General features: G+C 35.2%; 18 protein-coding genes. 12 read left to right on the plus strand and 6 right to left on the minus strand.

All coding sequences use genetic code 11. From position 1 onward, the window contains the following. The first annotated feature begins 39 nt into the window (after positions 1-39). On the plus strand, positions 40-603 hold the full coding sequence (locus KWG70_RS09340) for a DUF1579 domain-containing protein (RefSeq protein ID WP_230935751.1): 564 nt from the start codon (positions 40-42) through the stop codon (positions 601-603). A gap of 124 nt (positions 604-727) precedes the next feature. Then, the gene (locus KWG70_RS09345; protein ID WP_230935752.1) at positions 728-1,936 is read left to right on the plus strand and encodes a multidrug effflux MFS transporter; all 1,209 of its coding nucleotides are present in this window, start codon (positions 728-730) and stop codon (positions 1,934-1,936) included. A 102-nt stretch (positions 1,937-2,038) separates the two neighbouring features. On the opposite strand, the gene acs is transcribed toward KWG70_RS09345, so the two are convergent. From acs to KWG70_RS09365, 4 genes are read right to left on the minus strand one after another with little or no spacing between them, the layout of a single operon-like run. After that, positions 2,039-3,946, minus strand: coding sequence for an acetate--CoA ligase (gene acs / locus KWG70_RS09350; RefSeq protein WP_230935753.1), 1,908 nt, complete (start codon positions 3,944-3,946; stop codon positions 2,039-2,041). A gap of 3 nt (positions 3,947-3,949) precedes the next feature. Continuing rightward, a complete protein-coding gene (locus tag KWG70_RS09355; protein WP_230936064.1) occupies positions 3,950-5,650 on the minus strand; it encodes a sodium:solute symporter family protein in 1,701 nt (566 codons plus the stop codon). 19 nt (positions 5,651-5,669) lie between these two features. After that, entirely contained in the window at positions 5,670-5,945 is a 276-nt protein-coding gene (locus KWG70_RS09360; protein WP_230935754.1) for a DUF4212 domain-containing protein, read from the minus strand. Then, positions 5,935-7,332 carry an alanine/glycine:cation symporter family protein gene (locus KWG70_RS09365; protein ID WP_230935755.1) on the minus strand — a complete coding sequence of 466 codons (1,398 nt, stop codon included), beginning with the start codon at positions 7,330-7,332 and terminating at the stop codon, positions 5,935-5,937. The genes KWG70_RS09360 and KWG70_RS09365 overlap by 11 nt, the downstream gene beginning before the upstream one ends. 89 nt (positions 7,333-7,421) lie before the next feature. On the opposite strand from KWG70_RS09365, the gene KWG70_RS09370 reads away from it, so the two are divergent. The 3 genes from KWG70_RS09370 (at position 7,422) to KWG70_RS09380 (ending at position 11,377) form a co-directional block, all read left to right on the plus strand. Then, a complete protein-coding gene (locus KWG70_RS09370; protein WP_230935756.1) occupies positions 7,422-8,510 on the plus strand; it encodes a heparan-alpha-glucosaminide N-acetyltransferase domain-containing protein in 1,089 nt (362 codons plus the stop codon). A 3-nt stretch (positions 8,511-8,513) separates the two neighbouring features. Further along, the gene (locus tag KWG70_RS09375) at positions 8,514-8,891 is read left to right on the plus strand and encodes a nuclear transport factor 2 family protein (protein WP_230935757.1); all 378 of its coding nucleotides are present in this window, start codon (positions 8,514-8,516) and stop codon (positions 8,889-8,891) included. A 173-nt stretch (positions 8,892-9,064) separates the two neighbouring features. Then, positions 9,065-11,377 carry a zinc-dependent metalloprotease gene (locus KWG70_RS09380; RefSeq protein ID WP_230935758.1) on the plus strand — a complete coding sequence of 771 codons (2,313 nt, stop codon included), beginning with the start codon at positions 9,065-9,067 and terminating at the stop codon, positions 11,375-11,377. A 74-nt stretch (positions 11,378-11,451) separates the two neighbouring features. On the opposite strand, the gene KWG70_RS09385 is transcribed toward KWG70_RS09380, so the two are convergent. Together KWG70_RS09385 and KWG70_RS09390 are read right to left on the minus strand one after the other, a co-directional pair. Beyond that, positions 11,452-12,411, minus strand: coding sequence for a phosphoribosylaminoimidazolesuccinocarboxamide synthase (locus tag KWG70_RS09385; protein WP_230935759.1), 960 nt, complete (start codon positions 12,409-12,411; stop codon positions 11,452-11,454). A 113-nt stretch (positions 12,412-12,524) separates the two neighbouring features. Continuing rightward, positions 12,525-13,478 (minus strand): PhoH family protein, encoded by a 954-nt coding sequence (locus KWG70_RS09390; protein WP_230935760.1) that lies wholly within the window; start codon positions 13,476-13,478, stop codon positions 12,525-12,527. A gap of 210 nt (positions 13,479-13,688) precedes the next feature. Here KWG70_RS09390 and KWG70_RS09395 point away from each other — a divergent pair, with 210 nt between their 5' ends. The 7 genes from KWG70_RS09395 to gldG are packed head-to-tail and all read left to right on the plus strand — an operon-like array spanning position 13,689 to position 18,764. Next, positions 13,689-14,525 carry an SAM hydrolase/SAM-dependent halogenase family protein gene (locus KWG70_RS09395; protein WP_230935761.1) on the plus strand — a complete coding sequence of 279 codons (837 nt, stop codon included), beginning with the start codon at positions 13,689-13,691 and terminating at the stop codon, positions 14,523-14,525. Positions 14,526-14,528: 3 nt separating this feature from the next. Then, positions 14,529-14,825 (plus strand): putative quinol monooxygenase, encoded by a 297-nt coding sequence (locus KWG70_RS09400; protein ID WP_230935762.1) that lies wholly within the window; start codon positions 14,529-14,531, stop codon positions 14,823-14,825. Between the two features lie 10 nt (positions 14,826-14,835). Beyond that, a complete protein-coding gene (locus tag KWG70_RS09405; protein ID WP_230935763.1) occupies positions 14,836-15,465 on the plus strand; it encodes a GldM family protein in 630 nt (209 codons plus the stop codon). A 6-nt stretch (positions 15,466-15,471) separates the two neighbouring features. After that, positions 15,472-15,882: a hypothetical protein gene (locus tag KWG70_RS09410; protein WP_230935764.1), complete on the plus strand. Its 411-nt coding sequence runs from the start codon at positions 15,472-15,474 to the stop codon at positions 15,880-15,882. 2 nt (positions 15,883-15,884) lie between these two features. Further along, a complete protein-coding gene (gene gldF / locus KWG70_RS09415) occupies positions 15,885-16,613 on the plus strand; it encodes a gliding motility-associated ABC transporter permease subunit GldF (protein ID WP_230935765.1) in 729 nt (242 codons plus the stop codon). Further along, positions 16,610-17,104: a hypothetical protein gene (locus KWG70_RS09420; RefSeq protein ID WP_230935766.1), complete on the plus strand. Its 495-nt coding sequence runs from the start codon at positions 16,610-16,612 to the stop codon at positions 17,102-17,104. Before gldF ends, KWG70_RS09420 begins: the two co-directional genes overlap by 4 nt. Continuing rightward, positions 17,091-18,764 (plus strand): gliding motility-associated ABC transporter substrate-binding protein GldG, encoded by a 1,674-nt coding sequence (gene gldG, locus KWG70_RS09425; RefSeq protein WP_230935767.1) that lies wholly within the window; start codon positions 17,091-17,093, stop codon positions 18,762-18,764. Before KWG70_RS09420 ends, gldG begins: the two co-directional genes overlap by 14 nt. Positions 18,765-18,882: the final 118 nt, after the last annotated feature.

Here is an 18,882-nt window from a genome sequence, read left to right on the forward strand (position 1 = left end):
TTAATATCTTTATAAGTATTAATTCTAATCCTTACCAATATGAAAAAATTACTCGTATTAATAGTATTACTTGTGTTTTGTGCCAATGGATATGCGCAAACACCAGAAGAGATGAAAGCGTGGCAAGAACATATGACGCCAGGAAAATATCATAAGTGGCTGTCTTCTTTTGATGGCGAATGGAATGGTGATGTAAAAATGTGGATGGATCCATCACAACCACCTGTTGCTTCAAAAATGTCTACAAAAAATGAAATGATTATGAATGGTCTTTACCAAAGATCTACGCATTCCGGAAATATGATGGGTATGCCTTTTAAAGGTGAAGGTATGATTGGTTATGATAATTCTAAAAAGGAGTTTATCAATACATGGATAGATAATATGGGAAGTGGTATTATGATTATGAAAGGTACTTTAGATGAAACAGGAAAGATCTTACTTACCGAAGGCACTATGACCGACCCAATGTCTGGAAAAGATATGGGCATCAAACAAATATTGACGCATATCTCTGAAGACAAGCACCATTTCGAAATGTATATGATTGTAGGTAAAGAGGAAATGAAAACTATGGAAATCACCTATACGCGAAAGAAATAAAATCAATTAGTATTTAACATAATGAAAACTCCCGAAATTGGGAGTTTTTTTATGCAAAAAATAATTAAGAGGAGTTTATGAAATCATTCCCTTTTCATAAAAGTAATCCTAGTATCTTTGCGCAATGCAAAATAAACCAACCTTTAAATTTGAATTTATTGCACTCATGGCATCACTGATGTCTATTGTTGCCTTATCTATTGATGCTTTATTGCCTGCATTACCAGAAATTGGAAACACATTAAACGTGAGTGATCCAAGCGATAATCAACTATTAATTACGATGATCTTTTTGGGTTTAGGTTTCGGGCAATTAGTATTTGGTCCTTTATCTGATAGCTTCGGAAGAAAACCTATGGTCTATTTTGGTTTTGGAGTTTTTGTAATCGCCAGTATTATTTGTGTGACTACAAAGAGTTTAGACATGATGATTCTTGGGCGAATCTTACAAGGCATAGGTCTCTCCTCGCCTAGAACTATCGCAATTGCTATGACTAGAGATACTTATAGTGGCGATTTTATGGCTAAGATACTATCCATCATTGTGATGTTCTTTATTTTGGTTCCCATTGTTGCGCCTACTTTCGGGCAATTATTACTCGATTTTTTCAATTGGCAAGCCATCTTTAATGCTAACCTAATTATTGGTTTAATCATTGTGCTTTGGTTTTGGAGACGCCAACCAGAGACTTTAGAAAAAACCAACCGAATTAAATTCTCATCGTCCATATTTATTTCTGGAACTAAAGAATTTTTACGGTATAGAGAGGCTATTGCTTTTACACTTGTTTCTGGTTTTATTACAGGATCATTTATGGTATACCTTAGTACCTCTCAACAAATATTTCAAGAGCAATACCAACTAGGTGATATATTCCCTTATATTTTTGCAAGTACAGCCTTTTCGGTTGGCTTTGCTACGTTTACCAATAGCAGACTCGTAATTAGGTTTGGTGCATTTAATATAGCCTATACAGCTACCATTGCTTATGCAGTCATTTCGATTTTGTATGTGGTTCTGTTTTATTCTGGGAACAATCCTAGTGTAGGTGTACTCATCACCTTTTTCTTATTACAATTTTTTGCTGTAGGCTTTCTCTTCGGAAATTTACGCTCATTGGCTATGGAGCCTTTAGGTCATATTGCAGGTATTGGTGCAGCAATAAACGGATTTGTGTCTACTGTGATGGCCGTTCCTATAGCGAACTATATCGGAAGTTTTGTCAAAACCTCAGTACTCCCTTTATTTATTGGGTTTTCCATTTTTGGAATCTTGTCGTTGTTGGTGTTTTTAGCTGTAAAACGAAGACGACGCATCATCTTTGAAGCTTAATAAATACCGCATTAGTGATGGAGCCATTGTTGGAGCTCATCTTTGATAACGACTGGTGAGAGCGCGACGTTTTGCTTTTTTAAGCAAAAGGGAATGCCCAAATCACATAGCATTGTCTTTAATGTCTTGAACAACTTCTGGATTAAGAAGCGTACTAATATCTCCTAAGTTATCGGCATCTTTATGTGCAATTTTACGAAGGATACGACGCATGATCTTACCACTACGTGTTTTTGGAAGTCCGTTAGTAAATTGAATGGTATCCAACTTAGCTATTGGTCCAATTTGCTCGGTAATAATCTGGTTGATCTCTTTCCTCAGGTTATCATGATTTCTACCTTCACCAGTATCTTTTAAAGTCACATAACCATATAAAGCATTGCCTTTAATATCATGAGGAAAACCAACTATAGCGCTTTCGGCTACTGCTGGATGTTCGTTTATAGCATCTTCAATTGGAGCTGTACCTAAGTTATGACCAGATACAATAATCACATCATCAACACGACCTGTAATCCTGTAGTATCCAACTTCATCGCGTAAAGCACCATCACCAGTAAAATACATCTTTTCAAATGCCGAAAAATACGTGTCTTTATAACGTTGATGATTTCCCCAAATGGTACGTGCCATACTAGGCCAAGGAAACTTCACACATAAACGACCATCTACTTGGTTTCCGTTTATTTCATTTCCATTTCCATCCATTAAAGCGGGTTGAATTCCTGGAAATGGCAAGGTTGCATAGGTTGGTTTTGTTGGTGTTGCAAATGGAATAGGTGTAATCATAATACCTCCTGTTTCGGTTTGCCACCACGTATCGACAATAGGTGCTTTCTTCTTGCCTACATTATCATCATACCAATGCCAAGCTTCTTCATTAATAGGTTCACCAACCGTTCCTAAAACTTTTAAAGAGGATAGGTCATATTTCTCTAAATGAGAAACGCCTTCTTTTGCTAAAGCCCTAATCGCTGTAGGTGCTGTATAAAATTGTGTGATCTTATGCTTTTCTACAATCTCCCAAAAGCGTCCAAAATCTGGATAACTTGGCACACCTTCAAACATGACAGTCGTTGCTCCATTAGCTAAAGGACCATAAACAATATAACTATGCCCTGTGATCCAACCAATATCGGCTGTACACCAATACACATCTTCTTCTTTATACTGAAATACATTTTTAAAAGTATAGGCACTATAGATCATATAACCAGCTGTAGAATGCACCATCCCTTTGGGTTGCCCTGTTGATCCAGAAGTATACAAAATGAATAACGGATCTTCGGCGTCCATCACTTCAGGAGGGAAATCGATGTATGCCTCATCAAGAAGTGGTTGCAGCCAATGGTCTCTACCCTCTTTCATATTGACATCAGATTGTATGCGTTTAGCGACTAAAACTGTATCTACGCATGAACAGTGCTCTAAGGCATCATCTACAATTCCTTTTAAATCGATTGTTTTGGCGCCTCGGTAAGACCCATCGCTAGTGATAACCATTTTACAATCTGAATCATTGATTCTAGTTGCTAAAGCCTGTGCAGAAAATCCGGCAAATACGACCGAATGTATAGCACCAATACGAGCACAAGCCAAAACTGAAATCGCTAATTCGGGAATCATTGGTAAATAAATACAAACACGATCTCCTTTATTAACACCTTGTTCTTTTAACACATTTGCAAATCGGCAAACACGTTCATGCAACTGTTTGTATGTAATATGTTGAGCACCTTCATTTGGAGTATTGGGCTCAAAAAGAATAGCCGTTTTGTCACCTCTGGTATGCAAATGTCTGTCAATACAATTTTCGGTAATGTTCAATTTCCCACCATTAAACCACTTGACCTCAGGTTTAGAGAAATCCCATTGTAGCACCTTGTCCCATTTTTTGCGCCACATAAAATGTTCTTCGGCAATTTCTTCCCAAAACAACTCTGGGTTTCTAACAGACTTCCGATAGACTTGAAAATATTCTTCAAGGTTTTTAATATGGTAATTACTCATATATTAATGATTTATAGCATCTCCTGCACCAGATGGAATTCTAATATCTTCAACAATCTTTTGTACATTTTCAGGAGGTGATTTTGTAAACTTCATGACAATAATTGATACACTAAAATTAAGTAACATTGCAATACTACCAAAACCTTCAGGTGAAATTCCAAACCACCATTCACTTTTATCAGGTAATACTTCATCAAACCAACCTAATTTATATTTTATCATATATAAGAGCATGGCTATAATACCAACTATCATTCCAGCTATAGCTCCTTCTTTATTCATCTTCTTATAGAAAATACCTAGGATAATTGCAGGAAAAAATGACGCAGCTGCTAATCCAAAAGCGAGAGCTACAACAGCTGCTACAAATCCTGGTGGATTAATTCCAAAATATCCAGCAATACATACAGCTCCAACAGCAGACAATCGAGCAGCTCTTAACTCTGTTTTTTCTGTAATTTTTGGATTAATAACCTTTTTTATAAGGTCATGGGATACTGATGCTGAAATCACTAATAATAATCCTGCAGCTGTCGATAAGGCTGCTGCCAAACCACCAGCAGCAACTAAAGCAATAACCCAATTAGGAAGTTTTGCTATTTCTGGATTTGCAAGCACCATGATATCATTATCAACAATGAGTTCATTTTTAGTTTCATTTGCTAAATATTGAACTTTACCATCTTTATTTTTATCGGTAAACGTTATTAAACCTGTAGTTTCCCATTTTTTAAACCATTGAGGAACTTCTGTATAAGGCTTATCTGATATTGTTTCAATCATATTTGTTCGTGCGAAAACAGATACCGCAGGAGCTGTACTATATAAAATAACAATTAGTAACAATGCTATTCCGGCAGATTTGCGTGCATCTCTTACTTTTTTAACTGTAAAGAATCTAACAATCACATGTGGTAAGCCTGCTGTACCAACCATCAATGCCAGCGTAATAGCAAAAACATCTATTGTAGACTTTGTTCCTTCGGTGTATTCAGAAAAACCAAGTTCTGTACTTAAACCGTCTAATTTATCTAATAAATACATTCCAGATCCATCATTTAATTCGCCTCCAAATCCTAATTGAGGTACTGGGTTTCCTGTCATTTGAATTGAAATAAAAATAGCTGGCACCATAAATGCAAAAATGAGAACACAATATTGTGCAACTTGTGTATAAGTGATCCCTTTCATTCCTCCTAAAACAGCATAAAATAAAACAATAAGCATCCCAATAATAACACCTGTATTAATATCTACCTCTAAAAATCTAGAAAATACAATACCTACGCCTCTCATTTGTCCTGCCACATAAGTGAACGACACTAGCAATGCACAAATTACAGCCACTATACGAGCCGTATTAGAATAGTAACGATCTCCTATAAAATCTGGAACCGTGAATTTTCCAAACTTTCTAAGGTAAGGAGCTAACAACAATGCAAGAAGCACATAACCACCTGTCCAACCCATAAGATATACTGCACCATCATACCCTGCAAATGATATAATTCCGGCCATTGATATAAATGAGGCTGCACTCATCCAGTCGGCAGCTGTAGCCATTCCATTTGCCCAAGGCGAAACACCGCCTCCAGCAACATAAAAATCTTTTGTTGAACTCGCTCTTGACCAAATTGCGATTCCTATATAAAGTGCAAAAGTTATACCTACTAAAATATAAGTCCAACTTTGCACATCCAATATTGATTCTGCAGATTCACTATTCATCAAAACCATATTTTTTATCTAGCTTATTCATGATTCGTACATAAATAAAAATGAGTATAACAAATACATACATTGAACCTTGTTGAGCAAACCAAAAACCAAGTTTAAAACCTCCCATTTTTATGTTATTAAGTTCATCTTTAAAAACTATTCCTGCGCCATATGAAACTAAGGCCCATATAATTAAAAGGATACAGACATACTTAATGTTTTCTCTCCAATATGCTTTTTCTCTAGTACGTTTTTTACTGCTGCTTTTATCGATCATTTGGCTTTTCTGTTTTTAAGTTATGTATATAAATCTTCAACTCCTTCACGACTTTAGGAGCTAATAAAATAGTGGCTAGCATCGTAGGTATGGCCATGAACGCAAATATCCCATCAATAAAGTTGATCATCACTTCAAATTCAGTGGTAGCCGCCAAAATAATACTTAAAATGTAGAAATAATTGTAATACTGCTTGTTGTGTGCTCCAGCTAAAAAAGACATGCATTTCTTTCCGTAATAAGCATAAGAAAATAAGGATGAGATGCTAAAAATAAACACACAAATCATGAGTAGATATTGTCCAATTCTAGGCATTGCATTTTGAAAAGCCGAGGCCGTCAAACTTACACCATTAAGTCCATCTATTTTCCAAACACCAGTTACTAAAATAGCTAATGCAGTTAATGTACATACTATTAGCGTGTCTATAACTGGACCAAGCATGGCTACCAAACCTTCACGTACAGGCTCATCTGTTTTTGCTGCTCCATGCGCCATTGGTGCTGTACCAATTCCTGCTTCATTTGAAAAAGCACCGCGTTTAATTCCTAATAAGACGAGTGCTCCTAAAACACCTCCAATGACATCTTTCTTTCCTTCGGTTTTCATAAAGTTTGCATCAAAAGCATCTGTAAAAATCATCATAAAATACTTAGGGACTTCGGTGTAGTTAATTACCAATATGATCAATACTAAAATAAAATATAGGATTACCATAGAAGGTACCATTTTAGAGGCAATAGAACTTATACGTTTTAATCCGCCAAGAACAACAATGGTTGTCACAATAACCAAAACTGCAGCAATGATAAGGTTAGTAGATAGACTTACCTCCACACCATTAGGAATTAAAACAATATCATTAATGGCTTGTTTTAATTGGTTAACATTAACCACAGGTAATGCGCCGAGCATTCCGAAAACTGAAAACATAATCGCTAAAAATTTCCAATTCTTCCCTAAACCTTCTCTAATAAAATACATAGGACCGCCTTGCAATTCACCATTACTATCTTTTCCTCTATACATAATGGCTAAGGTGGACGTAAAAAACTTTGTAGACATGCCAACAACTGCACTAATCCACATCCAGAACATAGCGCCTGGCCCACCAACAGCAATAGCTAAGGCTACACCTGAAATGTTACCCATGCCTATTGTTGAAGATAGTGCGGTAGTTAAGGCTTTGAAATGGCTAATCTCTCCAGGATCGTTTGGGTCATCATATTTTCCTCTTAGTACTTTTATAGCATGACCAAAAAAACGGAACGGTAAAAAACGTGACAACACTAATAAATAGAGTCCACCACCAATAAGTAAAACAAGTAATGGAATTCCCCACGCTAAGGACGAAAATTTTTCAGAAATCGAATTGAGTTGTTCCATTTACAATCTTAAATTTGCCTTCTAAGATATTACTTTCAATTTAGTACACCTGAAAAATTAAAAGTATATTTATACAAATCGACTAACTATTGAAAACCAACCGAATCTTTTTTATTGATGCCGTACGTGCATTTGCAATTTTAATGATGCTTCAAGGTCATTTTATAGACACACTTCTCAATCCTATACACCGAGATTCGTCAAACATGGTTTATCAAATATGGTATTATTTTCGGGGTATTACAGCTCCAACATTTTTCACCATCTCTGGATTGGTATTCTTATATTTACTTTTAAGAGCCAAACATAAAGGAGATGATTACCCTAGAATTAAAAAAGGGTTATACAGAGGTTTATTACTAATTGGTATTGGGTATTTACTTCGTGTTGATATTTTTGGATGGCTACGCGGTGACTTTAAATCCTATTTCTTTGTTGTAGACGTTTTGCAATGTATAGGTTTATCCCTTATTATACTTATTGGATGCTACGTTTTACTTCGGAAACATGTAAGACTTTTATCTATACTCTTATTTCTTATGGGTTGCTTGTGCTTTTTAACTGAACCTATATATCAGTCATGGAATTTTAGTAATGTACCAATCGCCTTTGCCAACTATATGACTAAAAGTTACGGCTCTATTTTCACCATTTTGCCATGGTTTGGCTACACTGCTTTTGGAGGCTTTCTCGCTACTATATTCTATTCTCATGTCCATAAAAAACGATTCAGATTAGTTACCGTAATTTCATTTTTTATCACAGGTATATTCCTAATCGATTGTTCTTCGTGGTTTTTAATGCGTTTACATTATTGGACAGATATTGAAATTTTCAAATCTTCAGCTTACTTTAATTATCTCTTTACACGCTTTGGAAATGTATTGTTGATATTTGGAGTTTTCTATGCTGCTGAGCCTTTTTTAAAAGGATCATTAATTGGGAAAATTGGACAAAAAACCTTGTCAATTTATGTGATACACTTTATAATCATCTTTGGAAGTTTCACAGGAGTCGGACTTAAACATTTCTTTTTAAAAGCATTGAATCCAACACAAGCAATACTCGGCGCATTTCTATTTATAATTGTGGTATGTATTATTTCGTTTCATTATGTAAAGACCAATGCTTTTATTTATAAAGGTGTAAGAAAATTGGTAAGAGCGCTTAAAAATTAAGATATGAATCTAGAGCAAAACAAGACGAACGCCATTGCCTTTTATAAAATGGCGTATGAAGGACAACCCAAAAAGGCAATAGAACTGTATGTTGGCAATGAATACATCCAACACAATCCCGATGTTGCTGATGGCTTACAAGGTTTTATTGACTATTTTGATCGTATGCAAAATGAGTATCCCAATAAATCTATAGCATTTGTAAGATGTATTGCTGAAGGCAATTTGGTAGCACTCCATACACATCAAACTTGGCCTGGAAATGACCAGTATGTCACAATGGATTTTTTTCGGTTTGATATAAACGGAAAAATTTGCGAGCATTGGGATGCTATACAACAAATTCCAAAAACATCTGCCAATCCAAATACCATGTATTAAATTCACTATTTGGAGTTTCTCATTTACAACTAATTACTATCCCATAAGATAAATTCAGAATAGTGAATTATTTTTATGTTTTATTTATCAATTTGATTAAATATTGAAAGTTTTTTTAGGGTAAATTCATTTATACATGTTAATAATAGTATAAACCTAGAAAAGAAAAATTGATGAATCTAAAACTACCTCTCCTAGTGCTTTTCCTATGTATAGGAACATTAGTAAATGCCCAGCGTTCTTGCGGTATGGTTGAACTTATGCAGGAAAAAATGCAAGACCCAGAATACGCTAGACAATACATAAAAACACAGGCTAAATTTAAAGCTCAATTAGCATTAAACCTTGAAGCAAGACAGTCTAATCGAAGAATGGATCCTATTATCATTCCTGTCGCTGTTCACTTCCCTTCTGGTCTCGAATCTGATCGCGCATGTCTCGAAGCTTTAGCCCAAAATCAAATTGATATTTTAAATGAAGATTTTAATGGTACAAATGCAGATATTTCAGGTTGGGATGCTGCAGCGCCATTTTATACAAGTACAAATACTACAACTGGTAATACAAATGTTTTGTTTTGTATTGCTACAATGAATCATCCTACAGGATTAGATCCTGAAATGGTTGAAGGCGGTCCAGCCGTAACCATTGGATATAATTTTGGAAATGGAGGAGAAACCGATGCAAATTGGGCAGGTTACATGAACTTTCTTGTAAAAGATATTGGTGGAGGTTTATTAGGCTTCTCACCTTTTCCTGGAAATATTGCTGCAGGTGAATCTGTAACAATGAACTTAGGTGCTTTCGGTTCTGGTGCTGGTTGCCCAAATTCTGGTATCGTTCCAGGAGCACCTTTTAATTTAGGTCGTACAGTAACTCATGAGCTTGGGCATTTCTATAATTTAGATCATGTTTTTACGGGTAGTTGTGCCACTGATGATAATATTGCAGATACACCTAATCAAAGTAATCCAAGTGGTGGATGCCCAACTTTAGGCGCTTCTCCTGCTTGTGCTGCAGGTGAGCAACGCTTATTTCAAAGTTTTATGGATTATACTGACGATGCTTGTATGATTATGTTTAGTAACGGACAAACAACTGTTATGGAAGCTTATGTCATGTCTATAGAATCTACATTTAAACCTAACGTTGTTAGTTGCAGCGTGGCTCCAGACTTTGTATTAGCAGCTTCAAATTCTTCTGAAAATATTTGTGAATCAACCAATTCTGTTAATTATACTATTAACTATACAGCTACAGGTGGAAATACAGATACTACAGTATTTTCTGCATCAAATTTACCAGCTGGAGCATCGGGAAGTTTTAGTCCGACTAGTTTAAGTGATACAGGTACAACGACATTTACAGTAAATAACTTAGGAAGTATTTCTGCTGGAAATTATATGATTACAGTAACAGGAACTGGTATTGTAACCAAATCTATAGATGTCGAACTTATTATTGAAGGAGCCACTCCAAATACACCAGGACTTGTAAGTCCGGCTAACAATGCCACAGATATTCCGCTATTATCAGATTTAGTTTGGAATACTGTTACAGATGCTACAAGTTACACGGTAGAACTTTCAACAAATGCAGCATTCACAGCGATCATTGCTTCAAGTACGTTTAATGGCACGACATTTTCGACTCCAGAACTTACCGCAAACACACAATATTTCTGGAGAGTAAAAGCTGCAAATAGTTGTGGCGAATCCTCTTATTCAGCAACAAGAAGCTTTACAACAGCCGACGTGACATGTACAAATTATAATTCTTCGGAAAACAATTTGAACATTCCAGGCGCAGGTAATTCAGTACATGTTATTACATCTACACTTAACATTACCGATGACATCACAATTTCGGATGTAAATATGACAATAAATATTTCACATACATGGGCTGGAGATATAGAGTTAGTATTAACATCTCCAAACGGTACATCTGTAACATTATTAGCCAATAGCACCTGTGATGATGGTACAAATGACATCAACGTCACTTTTGATGATCAGGCTGCTGGCCCAGTGTCTTGTAGTACTATTGCTCCTGCCGTAGGTGGTACTGTTCAACCAGCAGAAGTATTATCTGCCTTTAACGATGAAAGTACCGTAGGTGATTGGGTTTTAACAATTACCGATGGTTTTCCTACTGAAGATGGCGGTACATTTCTAAACTTTGATCTAGAGATTTGCGGAACAACAACATTAAGTGTTGAAGATGCTAATTTATCAGATTCTCTGGCGATATGGCCTAATCCAGCTAAAGACGAATTAAATGTTTCTTTTAGCACACAAAACAATAAAGATGTTAATATTATACTATATGACTTGAGAGGTCGTGTTATAAATCAACTTACCTACGCAAACAATGGAGGATTATTTAATCAACGCTTACACTTTGGGACTCTAGAAAGTGCCGTTTATATTTTGAGCATTGAAAATGATGGTCAAATCATAAATAAACGCATTATTATAGAATAGTAATACTGCACATAATTAAATAATTAATTCATGAAAAAGGAACCAGACTTGGTTCCTTTTTTAATTTGAATACCTTAAGATTTAAGATAATTGAGAACATTAGCCTCTATCCTACTTTGAATATCAGATACATCAGCTTTAACGAATTTTTCGCCCATGATATTCTCATAAAGCTCAATATAACGTTCACTAACAGTTTCAATATATGCATCGCTCATTTCAGGAACGGTTTGTCCTTCTAGGCCTTGAAAATTATTTGAGATCAACCATTGACGCACAAATTCTTTAGACAGTTGTTTTTGTGCTTCGTTGTTGTCCTGACGCTCTTGGTAACCATCGGCATAAAAATAACGCGACGAATCTGGTGTATGGATTTCATCGATAAGTACTATTTTACCCTCTTTTGTTTTACCAAACTCATATTTGGTATCTACCAAGATTAGTCCTCTTGACGCAGCGATTTCTGTACCACGTTGAAATAATTTACGTGTATAATCTTCAAGTACGACATAATCTTCTTCGGAAACAATACCTCGTTTTAAAATATCTTCACGTGAGATATCTTCGTCGTGATCTCCCATTTCTGCTTTAGTAGCTGGTGTGATAATAGGTTCTGGGAATTTATCATTTTCTTTCATGCCTTCTGGCATTTCTACGCCACACAACAAGCGTCGTCCAGCTTTATACTCACGAGCTGCATGACCAGACATATAACCTCTAATCACCATTTCTACTTTAAAGGGGTCACATAAATGTCCGACAGCTACATTAGGATCTGGAGTCGCTGTTAACCAATTAGGCACCAAGTCTTCTGTTGCTTTCATCATACTTGTTGCAATCTGATTGAGGATTTGCCCTTTATACGGAATCCCTTTAGGCATAACCACGTCAAAAGCCGATAAACGATCGGTCGCGATCATGACAAGCTCTTCATCGTTGATGTTATAAACTTCTCTTACTTTCCCTTTATAGACACTTTTTTGGTTGGGGAAATTGAAATTGGATGCTGTTATGGTATGGTTCTGATTTGCCACGACTGAACAATTTGTTTTTATTATTACTTAAATCCTAGCCCAGATTGAGGCATTTGTTGAAGCTCCTCGCAGAGAGCGACTGCCGAAAGCTGGAATAGCTTCTTATTAAAAAATTAATCTCTATTTTCTATACTTTTATAAGCTGCAATGACCTTCTTCACCAATTTATGACGAATCACATCCTTATCATCTAAGTAGATCATACCAATACCATCTACATTTTTAAGCACAAGTAAGGCTTCTTTTAATCCGGAAATAGTACGACGTGGTAAATCAACTTGACCAGGATCTCCTGTAAGCAAGAACTTTGCATTTTTTCCCATACGTGTTAAAAACATTTTCATTTGTGCATGCGTCGTATTTTGACCTTCATCTAAAATCACAAAAGCATTGTCTAATGTTCGTCCACGCATAAATGCCAAAGGTGCAATTTGAATGGTTCCATTTTCAATAAAACTAGCCAATCTCTCAGCAGGAATCATATCGCGAAGTGCATCATATAAGGGTTGCATATAGGGATCTAGCTTTTCTTTTAAATCACCAGGAAGAAATCCTAAATTCTCACCTGCTTCAACTGCAGGACGCGTTAAAATAATACGTTTAACCTCTTTTGCTTTTAACGCACGAACCGCTAAAGCTACTCCTGTATAGGTTTTACCTGTTCCAGCTGGACCTATAGCAAAAACCATATCATTTTTACGCATGCTCTCAACCAACTTGCGCTGGTTCACAGTTTGCGCCTTTATAATCTTTCCATTAACGCCATGGACTATAGTTTCACCGCTTTGCTCTGAGGTTGTGTAATCATCACTGCTTTGACTTGTCAATACACGCTCAATCACATTTTCATCTATTTTATTATACTTGCCAAAATGTTGCATGAGCATGTTCATACGACGATCAAATTCTTCAAGTAAATCTTCGTCGCCATAAGCTTTTATTTTGTTACCTCTAGCTACAATTTTAAGTTTCGGAAAGTATTTTTTGAGTAGTACGATGTTGGCATTTTGAGCTCCAAAAAATTCTTTGGGTGTAATTTCTTCTAGTTCTAAAATAAGTTCGTTCAAAAGCGATGGGAATTATAAATTAATCTGTTTTGTTTTATTAGTTTTGTGATGAGACAAAATGAGCTTCATTTTAATATCATCTTAATCAAAAATAATTAAACTATTTTATTCTGTAGGTTTACCTAAGGTTAAAATATGATTAGTTTTTAACAGTTTTGTTTAAGATCAAAAAAAGGAAAACATCAATTAAACTTTATTTGCAGCTAACCTATGGCAATCATCACATTAACAACCGATTTTGGTGAAAAAGATCACTTTGCTGGTGCCATTAAAGGTGCTATTTATAGTGAATTGCCTGATGTGAGAATTGTTGATATCTCGCATTCGGTAGCGCCATTTAATGTCGCTGAAGCGGCTTATATTATTCAGAATGCATATAGCAGTTTTCCTAAAGGCACCATTCATATGATTGGTATTGACTCTGAGCTCAATCCTGAAAACAAACATATTGCTGTAAAATTAGACGATCACTATTTCATTTGTGCCAATAATGGGATCATGAGTATGATCTGCTCTGAAATTGCGCCGCAAAAAATTGTTGAAATAAATATTCATGATCGTGTAGCCACCAGTTTTCCTGTATTGGATGTGTTTGTGAATGTCGCTTGTCATATTGCTCGTGGTGGTACCTTAGAAGTGATTGGAAAACTAATCAATACAATTAAACCTATTAAAAATTTGATTCCGTTCGTTAATGATGAAAAGAATCAAATTATTGGAAGTGTTATTTATATTGACAACTACGGCAATGTAATCACCAACATCAAACGTCAATTTTTTGAAGGTGTGCAAAAAACTCGTGCTTATGAAATTTCGGCACGTAGCTATAAGTTCAAAAAAATATACGACAAATACAGCGATGCCATTAATTTTGAAATTCCTGAAGATAAGCGTTACGATGCTGGCAAAGGTTTGGTTGTATTTAATTCGTCTGGGTATTTAGAAATTGCAGTTTACAAAAGTGATAATGCTACTGTTGGTAGTGCGTCAAGTCTTATGGGACTTAAAGTGATGGACACAGTCACTATTAATTTTTCAAAAACTTAAGCTATGTTTGTAAGAATTGTAAAAATGAGCTTTGATGCTTCTAAAATTGAAGAATTCCTTTCTAATTTTGAAGATAATAAGCACCATATTAGAGCTTTTGATGGTTGTGAATTTTTAGAACTCTATCGTGACAAACACAATACAAACGTCTTTTTTACGTATAGTTATTGGCAAACCGAAGCCGATTTAGAAAATTATAGACAGTCTAACTTGTTTAAAGGTGTTTGGGCAAAAACAAAACCGTTGTTCAATGCTAAACCAGAAGCTTGGAGTGTAGATAAATTGGAATCACTGGAATAAACTATCAACTATGACCAAATTCTTGTTCTTATTATTAGTTGTGCAAATAACGTTTGCCCAAGAAGTGTCATTAGAAATGTCGTTGCAAAATATTGTAATAAGAGGGATTAGCAATCCTATTAAAGCAACCATAGAAAATACCAAATGTGCCGATGTTGTTATTAAAAGTGATGCTGCTAAAATAGAATATTATCGAGATTGTAACTTTAATCTTATACCTTCTACAGAACGTAGAGAACTCGTTATAAATTTCTACAAGATAAAACAGAAAGACACTGTCTTTGTTACTAAAAAAATATATCGAGTTATTGATTTTCCCGACCCTATTCCTACGCTGGCAGGTATAGAAGAAGGCTCGATTTCCGAAGAAAAATTTAAAAAACATTTTAGCATTGGTAAATTTGATTCCTATAGTGAATATGCTTGCATAAATTTTGGTATCACATCCTATACAATGATGGTGGTTAGAGGGACAACTTCTGTTGGGATTTCAAAAAATATAGGTAATAGAGCTTCAGAAGAGACAAAGAAATTAATCGCACTAGTAAAATCTGGTGATCAAGTATACATTACCAACTTAGAATGCAAGGTACTTGACCAAGTAAGACTATTAGACGACATTAGATTTGATATTAAATAGCTAAATATGTTTGGAAGATTTCATCTCTTTTTTGGTATTATAATCGTTATCGTTTTTTTATTGACTGGACAATACATGCACCATAAATATGACCATCTAAAAGATATGGAACTTATGAATAGAGCTTTATTTAGAGCTGGACACCTTTATATTTTATTATTTGGTTTGGTTAATGTCGCTCTTGGTGCATATATGAAACCTCGAAAACATAAATTCTTAAACAAAGTGCAATCATTTGGTTCTGTGACAATTATCATCGCTAGCTGCTTAGTGATTTATGCATTTTTCACAGAACTCCCAACCGAAGATATCGAAAGACCGCTCACTCGCCTGAGTCTTTATATGGTATTTTTTGGTGTAACTATACATGGTTTAATATCTTTGATGAAAAATAAACTAGAAAACCCTAACAACTAATAATGCTCGCCATACTAAAAAAAGAAATAAACACCTTCTTCGCCTCTCCTATTGGATACTTAGTTATTGCTGTATTTTTATTACTTAACGGCTTGTTTTTATGGCTGTTTAAAGGCGAATTTAATGTTCTTGATAATGGCTTTGCCGATTTATCAACTTTCTTTTTATTAGCGCCATGGATTCTCATATTTCTAGTTCCAGCTGTAACGATGCGTAGTTTTGCAGATGAGAAGAAACAAGGTACTTTGGAGTTATTACTCACTAAGCCTATTAGTCATCTCAATATCGTTTTTGGAAAATATCTTGGTGCTTTTGTATTAATTATTATTGCTTTAATTCCAACATTACTATATGTCTATACCATTTCTAAGCTTGGAAATCCTGAAGGCAACTTAGATGTTGGTAGTGTGATGGGGTCATATTTCGGATTGCTCTTTCTGGTTGCTGCTTATACTGCTATTGGCGTATTTGCTTCTAGCTTGACCGACAATCAAATCGTAGCCTTTATCATTGCTGTATTTATTTGTTTCTTTTTCTATTTTGGTTTTGAGGGCTTGTCCAATTACAACCTTTTTGGAGACACCCTATATATTGAAAAATTAGGAATGGAGTCTCATTTTAAAAGTATGAGTCGAGGTGTTTTAGATACCAGAGACATCATTTATTTTTTAAGTATCACGGCTTTATTTATTGTACTCACTAAACTAAACATTAAACGCGCAAACAAATGATTATTACAGCTCCTTTAGTCATTATGATGTGCATTGTTTTTGTACTAATCTTTCTGTTTGTAAAAACAATAGATCGTCGCAAATGGCTGACCTTTTTAGTGAGTTTAGCGATTACGCCTTTTGCTTATTTCTATGCTGTATACCCGATGGTAAATATTTTTAGTAACTATCACCATCAAAAATATTTTTCTTCAGAATTGTGGATAGAGAAACCTGCATTACGTTATGAATTATCTGATGATATGATTACTTCGGAAATTTTAATCGGACAGCCAAAAAGCGACATTGAATCCCTTTTGGGAACGTATGAATGGTTATCATGGGACGAGGCTCAAAAAGACCATGACTCTAACAGATGGAACTATAGCTTGGGTATTGAACCTGGCGCTTTTAATACCGAAAAAGAATGCGTTGAAATTGTTTTTGAACACGATAAAGTTAGTGCGATATCAACATATAAAGAAGAGATAAAATTTGATGCTAAAGACTAAAAAAAATATCATCACAATTGCCATCGTTTTAGTCGCAATTATTGCTGCTAATGTCATATCGAGCAAAGTCTATAAACGTTTTGATCTAACGAAAGATAAACGCTATACTTTATCTAATGAGGCTTTACAAACTATTGAAGATGTTGATTCACCTTTAATTATTGACGTGTTCTTGGAAGGTGATTTTCCAACAGAATTTAGACGACTACGTGACGAGACACAACAGCTACTTGAAGAGTTCACAGTTTACAATAGCAATGTCAACTTTGAGTTCATGAATCCGTTAGCCGATGAAAAAAATCGCAATCAAATCCTACAACAACTAACACAGCGCGGCTTGCAACCATTTCAAATCAATATTAAGGAAAGCGGCAAAACCTCTCAAGAACTTATTATTCCCTGGGCATTAGCCAGTTATAATGAGCAAACGGTTATCATTCCGTTGATAAAAAATAAAATTGGAGCCACAGATCAGGAATTGGTCAATGGTTCAATTCAAAACTTAGAGTATGCCTTTGCTGAAGCTTTTAAAAAGTTAGTCACTCCAAAGCAGAAAAAGATAGCCATTTTAAGAGGTAATGGTCAGTTAAAAGATATATATGTTGCCGATTTCCTTAAACGATTAGGAGAGCATTATTTTCTAGCACCATTTACTTTAGATAGTGTAGCTAGCAACCCTAAAAAAACCTTGCAAGACATTAGGAATTATGATCTTATTGTTTCTGCAAAACCAAGTGAGGCCTTTTCCGAAGAAGAGAAATATGTATTAGATCAATATACCATGAATGGTGGTAAAAGCCTATGGCTCACCGAGAGTATTGTTATGGATAGAGATAGTTTGAACAACAGAGCTGGAACTGCTGTGGCTATTATGAAGGATCTCAACCTTAACGATTTCTTTTTTAAATATGGTGTGCGTATTAACCCTGTTATTGTTAACGATTTGTACTCTGCACCTATTCCTCTAGCCATTGGTGAAGGCAATAATGCCCAGTTTCAGCCAGTACAATGGCCATACTCGCCATTAGCAGCCAGTAACCCAAATCATCCCATAACGACCAACTTAGATCCCGTAAAATTTGATTTTACGAGTCAGATAGATACACTAAAAAACACCATTGATAAAACGATTTTACTAAGAAGTTCTCAATTATCAAAAACACAAGGTGTGCCGCGAGAAATTAGTTTAGATGTGGTTACTCAAGAACCCAATCCTGAAGAGTACAAAGAACCAAATCAAACCTTAGCCGTTCTACTCGAAGGAGAGTTTAGTTCTGTGTACGATAAACGTATCAAACCGTTTAAGGTTTCTGATGATAAAACCAAAAGTATTGCCACAAAGATGATTGTTATTGCCGATGGTGATGTGATTAAAAATGAGGTTATAAAAAACAGACCTCAAGAATTAGGTTTCGAATTTTTGACCAAACGCAAATTTGGAAATAAAGAGTTTCTAGAAAATGCTGTGAACTACCTTTTGAATGATGACGGACTTATAAACATTCGTACAAAAGAGGTGAAATTGGCATTCTTAGATTCTGAAAAAATTGAAGACCAAAAATCCAAATGGCAAATTGTAAATATTGCCTTACCTCTTGTAATATTAGGTCTTTTTGGTTTTGCTTTTAAATATTTTAGAAGAAAACGCTACTCTAAATAACCAAAAAACAGGTCTAAAATGCCCTTTTTTATAAGCTTTGAGTTGTTAATAAGTTTGTTTTATAAAACAATAGCTTTAAGATATATTTGTATTGCACAATTTGTTGTGATAATTTTGT

The sequence above is a fragment of the Psychroserpens luteolus genome (assembly GCF_021032705.1).
GTDB classification, from domain to species: domain Bacteria; phylum Bacteroidota; class Bacteroidia; order Flavobacteriales; family Flavobacteriaceae; genus Psychroserpens; species Psychroserpens luteolus.

Excerpts from the sequence above, each read along its gene's own strand:
- KWG70_RS09400 (WP_230935762.1), top strand. The coding sequence starts at position 14,529 with ATGTTTGTAAGAATTGTAAAAATGAGCTTTGATGCTTCTAAAATTGAA.
- KWG70_RS09365 (WP_230935755.1), bottom strand. The coding sequence starts at position 7,332 with ATGGAACAACTCAATTCGATTTCTGAAAAATTTTCGTCCTTAGCGTGG.
- gldF (WP_230935765.1), top strand. The coding sequence starts at position 15,885 with ATGCTCGCCATACTAAAAAAAGAAATAAACACCTTCTTCGCCTCTCCT.
- KWG70_RS09360 (WP_230935754.1), bottom strand. The coding sequence starts at position 5,945 with ATGATCGATAAAAGCAGCAGTAAAAAACGTACTAGAGAAAAAGCATAT.
- KWG70_RS09345 (WP_230935752.1), top strand. The coding sequence starts at position 728 with ATGCAAAATAAACCAACCTTTAAATTTGAATTTATTGCACTCATGGCA.
- gldG (WP_230935767.1), top strand. The coding sequence starts at position 17,091 with ATGCTAAAGACTAAAAAAAATATCATCACAATTGCCATCGTTTTAGTC.
- KWG70_RS09410 (WP_230935764.1), top strand. The coding sequence starts at position 15,472 with ATGTTTGGAAGATTTCATCTCTTTTTTGGTATTATAATCGTTATCGTT.
- KWG70_RS09375 (WP_230935757.1), top strand. The coding sequence starts at position 8,514 with ATGAATCTAGAGCAAAACAAGACGAACGCCATTGCCTTTTATAAAATG.
- KWG70_RS09405 (WP_230935763.1), top strand. The coding sequence starts at position 14,836 with ATGACCAAATTCTTGTTCTTATTATTAGTTGTGCAAATAACGTTTGCC.
- KWG70_RS09340 (WP_230935751.1), top strand. The coding sequence starts at position 40 with ATGAAAAAATTACTCGTATTAATAGTATTACTTGTGTTTTGTGCCAAT.
- KWG70_RS09420 (WP_230935766.1), top strand. The coding sequence starts at position 16,610 with ATGATTATTACAGCTCCTTTAGTCATTATGATGTGCATTGTTTTTGTA.
- acs (WP_230935753.1), bottom strand. The coding sequence starts at position 3,946 with ATGAGTAATTACCATATTAAAAACCTTGAAGAATATTTTCAAGTCTAT.
- KWG70_RS09395 (WP_230935761.1), top strand. The coding sequence starts at position 13,689 with ATGGCAATCATCACATTAACAACCGATTTTGGTGAAAAAGATCACTTT.
- KWG70_RS09380 (WP_230935758.1), top strand. The coding sequence starts at position 9,065 with ATGAATCTAAAACTACCTCTCCTAGTGCTTTTCCTATGTATAGGAACA.